General features: G+C 30.3%; 6 protein-coding genes. All 6 read right to left on the bottom strand.

Annotation, left to right across the window (positions count from 1 at the left end):
- Positions 1–184 precede the first annotated feature (184 nt).
- Positions 185–652, bottom strand: a complete 468-nt coding sequence (locus ABGT15_RS13095; protein WP_367231903.1) for a hypothetical protein — start codon at positions 650–652, stop codon at positions 185–187.
- 191 nt (positions 653–843) lie between these two features.
- The gene (locus ABGT15_RS13090) at positions 844–1,257 is read right to left on the bottom strand and encodes a DUF1493 family protein (RefSeq protein ID WP_437125369.1); all 414 of its coding nucleotides are present in this window, start codon (positions 1,255–1,257) and stop codon (positions 844–846) included.
- Positions 1,258–1,451: 194 nt separating this feature from the next.
- On the bottom strand, positions 1,452–2,075 hold the full coding sequence (locus ABGT15_RS13085; protein ID WP_367231901.1) for a hypothetical protein: 624 nt from the start codon (positions 2,073–2,075) through the stop codon (positions 1,452–1,454).
- Positions 2,076–2,283: 208 nt separating this feature from the next.
- The gene (locus tag ABGT15_RS13080) at positions 2,284–2,634 is read right to left on the bottom strand and encodes a hypothetical protein (protein ID WP_367231900.1); all 351 of its coding nucleotides are present in this window, start codon (positions 2,632–2,634) and stop codon (positions 2,284–2,286) included.
- 209 nt (positions 2,635–2,843) lie between these two features.
- The gene (locus ABGT15_RS13075) at positions 2,844–3,494 is read right to left on the bottom strand and encodes a hypothetical protein (RefSeq protein WP_367231899.1); all 651 of its coding nucleotides are present in this window, start codon (positions 3,492–3,494) and stop codon (positions 2,844–2,846) included.
- A gap of 213 nt (positions 3,495–3,707) precedes the next feature.
- A partial coding sequence (locus tag ABGT15_RS13070; protein ID WP_367231898.1) for a hypothetical protein occupies positions 3,708–4,485 on the bottom strand: 778 nt, incomplete at its 5' end.

Below are 4,485 nucleotides of genomic sequence, written 5' to 3'. Positions count from 1 at the left end.
TGGTAAACTTGCAGCTAACGTCCCGCCGGCTTTGAGCTGGTGGGGATTTTTGTTACTGATGTTTACAAATATACCTAAAAGTTTGGAAGAAAATTTTCAAAAAAAGCAAAGACTTTTTGAGCCAGCTCATTCCATTAAACACCAAAACCCCACTTGCTCAAAACCGCTGTTACCAGCAGTTTTTCTAATTATATTTTGTTTTTTTATGCTCAATAATTCTTTCTATATAATCAATAAATTTTTCTTTTTCGCTTGGGGATATTTCTAGTTCGGTTTTATTAATTAAGTAAAATTCTACTATCGTGCCCAAATTTAAGTTAGCATTGAAGTAAAGATATTCTACTTGTTTTATAAAACCATTAACCTCCATCTCATAATAAGCTGCTCTTTCTAAAGCATCTGAGTCATTATTAATTAATTTTTGTCTTTCATCTTGAGTAATATCTGTGGTTAAATACATATTATCCACAGAAATTTTTGATAACATTTCAGAAGTAACTTTTCCTGTAGCATTGCAGTATGCACATTCGCCTGGAAGCCATTTTAATTCTTGTCCAAGTCTTTTTATATCGTCCCAATCTACATTTCCTTTGCCTAAACATCTAGGACAATCCACTTTAGGCTTGTTAAATAGTTTGTTTATTAAGTTCATTTTTTTTTAAAATTGCTGGTAACGTTTTTCGGCTTGAAACAGTGGCAAAATTTTGTCACCGCCGAAAACAAATATACCGAAAAGTTTGAAAGAAAAAGCTTCAAATCGAAGATTAAAATATTCACAAAAGTTTGCCGATAAATCCCGAACGTTGCCATTGTTTTAAACCGGTGTTAGCAGCTGTATTTTTATTATTTAAAAAACCAATAATAGATTCCCCAAATTATGATGCCAATAAAGATTATTTGATTAATTATCATATCGTATCTTATTTTTGGGATTTTATGCATCGGATATTTTATATCCCATTTTCCTTTTTCAGAAAATTCCAATAACATTTTAGGTGTTACTGGTATACGTTTGACAAGTTCGTTAGGAGGTTTTGAAAAGATGGAACCGATATTGAAAGATGCTTCTTCACCGGTATGAAAATACCATAAGTAAGAAGATACATCAACGTTGAATTTTTTTGAATATTTTTCAATTAGTTCATCAAAATCGTCACCATAACATCCAATTTCTGTCTCAATATCGCTTTCTTCAGTTACGTTATCTGCTCCGGTGAATTCTTTTACAAACTCCAATATTTCGGTTATTTTATCCATTATGGTTGTCAATATAGCTGCTAACGTCCACCGGCTTTGTGTCAGGCGGGGATTTTTATTACTGACGTTTACAAATATACCGAAAAGTTAGAAAGAAAAAAGCTCAAAAATAGGAGAGAAGTGCAAACACTTACCATTACCGATAAATCCCCAAAACCCCGCTTGCACAAAACCGCTGTTAGCAGCAGATTTATTTATTCGGCTGCGGATCCAATGAAAATTGATTCTACTTTATTATTCTTTAGAGTAAAGATTAAGCCACCATAAATTGAACCAACAACAATTGACTTATCATTCGAAAAATCTGTTGAGATTTGATCTTTATATGCATTTTTAACATTGATATAATCACTTCCTATTCCAATATTCTTCAAAGTTTTGAGCTCTGATGGGTTAGTTATAGTAATCATATTTATTTTTTTTTGAGTTCCTGGGTCACCAATCACATCGAGTTCGATTCCGTCATCTATATACTTGATTGTTTGATGATATTCACCATCACCAGACCATAATACAGATTTAGTTTCTTCACTAGGTTTTCCATATAACTCAATAACTTCTAATAAAGATAAACCATATTTAAGTTTACCAATACTTTCATTTTCCATGATATTATAACCAACTTCTGAGTTGTCATTGTTATTTGATAATGTATCAGTTTCATTAGTATGTGATAAGGTATTAATTTTATTAATACTAGACAAAGTATCTATTTGTACATTCTCTTTTGATGTTGATTGATTATTAATGTTTTCCTTTTTATCACTACATGAAATTATCATTGATAAAATCAAAAGAAATGTAATTTTATTTATCATGATTTTTTAAGAATTGTTTGTTTTTTTAAAATTTGCTGCTAACGTCCCGCCGGCTTTAAGAAGTTGGGGATTTTTGTTCCCGAACCATTCCATTAAGACTGAATTCAAATATACAAAAAGACCGTTCCATTATACGCTAAACCCCCAATTTCTTAAAACCGCTGTTAGCCGTTCGGTTTTATTGTAAGTTTATTTTACCTTTTATGCATTACAAGTCAAAGAAATATTTGAAATAACTTATCTTAGGTTCAATACTTTTTCCTTTTCCAATTTCAATATATTTTCCTTTAGAGTTTTTTCTCAAAATAGTTATTCCATCACTACTTTTTCTTATCACATCATTAACCATTAATTTGACACCTTTATAATCACTTTCATAGAAAAAATTATCGTTTTCATAATAAATTTTTGTTCCTCTAGCTTGCTCAATTTTAATTATTTCGCTGCTAAAGTAACTATTATGAAACTCTTTGCTCTTTTCGTAATACTCTGTCTTTGAATTGTATATTAGGAAAAAAACAATAAGGGTAATAATAATTGGTAAAAATATTTTCTTCATTCTTTTGGTCTTTTTCGTTTCGTGTAGTTAAACTGACGGCTAACGTCCCGGGGCTTTGTGAAGGCGAGGATTTTTATTACTGATGTTTACAAATATACCGAAAAGTTTGAAAGAAAATATTGAAAAATAGGAGAGAAGTGCAAACACTTACCATTACCGATAAATCCCCAAAACCTCGCTTGCACAAAACCACTGTTGTGCGTTCGTTTTTATTTTTCGAATTGCATTTCAGCTTTTATTCCATAATCTTGAACATTATCGATTAGAAAGTTTCTGTATTTTACACTTTCAAATTCATAGTCTTTAATATCAAGTTCATCATATCTTTTTCCAAAAATTCGTTTAGTCAACTCAAATGCGGTTTCATAAGCTAAAATTGATTGATATTGTTGTTCAAATTCTTCATCTGTTAGTTCATTCTTCATAAATTCAAGTTCATTTTCGTCAAACAAATTCTCATTTTTCAAATAAATTTCTTCAGGAAGTAATTCTCCAATATCTTGGTAAATTTCATCACCAACTTCTCTTAAACGAATTTTTTTTCCATTTTCAATTAAGCAAAAATATGTTCCATAACCTAAAGACAAAGAGAAGATTTCTTTGTCTGGAAATCTTTCAATAAAAGTTTTTTCTGTTCTTGAAATTGTTGGCTTTGTAAATTCCCAAATTAGGTCAGCATTTGCAAGCAAAAGATGATTATTATATTTTGAAACATAAAGTTCGCCAATTTCTGGTCTTTCATTGAAGTTTGTTTTCTCAATAAATTGAAAATCTTTAAAGCCTAAAGATTTAACTAAGTTGTCGTTTATTTCAAGATTTCCAGCATCTTTAATAAAAGTTACAAATATTTTCCAACCCATGAATTAATGTTTTTTTGTTTCGATTTCGTTCGGCTAAAATGACGCACAACGTCCTGCCGGCTTTGAGCAGGCGAGGATTTTTATTACTGATGCTTACAAATATACCGAAAGTTTGGAAAAAAAATTTTTCAAAAAAAGCAAAGACTTTTTGAGCCAGCTCGTTCCATTAAACACCGCAACCTCGCTTGCACAAAACCGCTGTTATGCAACGTATTATTTTTTAATGCTTTTTTCATATTTCTTTTTTCTTGCTTCAACCCATAGATTATATTCATTCATAAAATCTTTTGCTCCATCAACTTCTAAAAAGATGTATTTCATCATTGTGGATTCTTTTATCCTAAAAGCTTCACCTGTTATCCCAGAATCTAATTTCATTTTTTCGGTTAGCTTAAATTGCGAAAGATTTACATTTCCCGCAATCTCATTTGAAAAATAATTTTTGTTATTATGTAAAAGTTTAAATCGAATTAAGGTTGTGAAATTACCACTATAACTTTTTGAGATGCTTTTAATTGTTACATATGGAGCAATTTTCTCAGTATAATAACTATTTCCACACCAAGCGGATTTCCAATATTCAATTGGTTTCCAATTTCCTTTCTGATCTTTTGCTTCTTGAATAATTTTTATGCTTTCATCTTGTAATAAAATGCTTAATGTATCTATGGAATTGTTTTTCAAGAATATTTCATAATCCGAATTTGCGGATTGCTGGATGAATATCAAGATTTTTTGAGAACTATCATTTTCTACTTGGGATAGATCTTTACTAATAAACTCTCTATCTATGAGGTTTTCGTTATGTTTCATATCAATCTCCTGTGAACATAATTTCAATGAGATTAACAGTAGAAAAAAATATTTTAATCTTAAGTTCATGATTTTTAAACGAACAGTTGGTAAATATGTTGCATAACGTCCCGCCGGCTTTGTGAAGTGGCGGAATTTTGTTACTGATGTTGGCAAATATACCGAAAAAATCAAAGAA

Origin of the sequence: Flavobacterium enshiense (genome assembly GCF_040750275.1) — a bacterium.
Taxonomy (GTDB): Bacteria; Bacteroidota; Bacteroidia; order Flavobacteriales; family Flavobacteriaceae; genus Flavobacterium; species Flavobacterium enshiense_B.
The sequence above is the reverse complement of the archived record's forward strand: the minus strand, read 5'-3'. Positions and strand labels throughout refer to the sequence as shown.

Bases quoted from the DNA above. Each gene is read 5' to 3' on its own strand.
- ABGT15_RS13095 (WP_367231903.1), bottom strand. From the start codon at position 652: ATGAACTTAATAAACAAACTATTTAACAAGCCTAAAGTGGATTGTCCT.
- ABGT15_RS13090 (WP_437125369.1), bottom strand. From the start codon at position 1,257: ATGGATAAAATAACCGAAATATTGGAGTTTGTAAAAGAATTCACCGGA.
- ABGT15_RS13085 (WP_367231901.1), bottom strand. From the start codon at position 2,075: ATGATAAATAAAATTACATTTCTTTTGATTTTATCAATGATAATTTCA.
- ABGT15_RS13080 (WP_367231900.1), bottom strand. From the start codon at position 2,634: ATGAAGAAAATATTTTTACCAATTATTATTACCCTTATTGTTTTTTTC.
- ABGT15_RS13075 (WP_367231899.1), bottom strand. From the start codon at position 3,494: ATGGGTTGGAAAATATTTGTAACTTTTATTAAAGATGCTGGAAATCTT.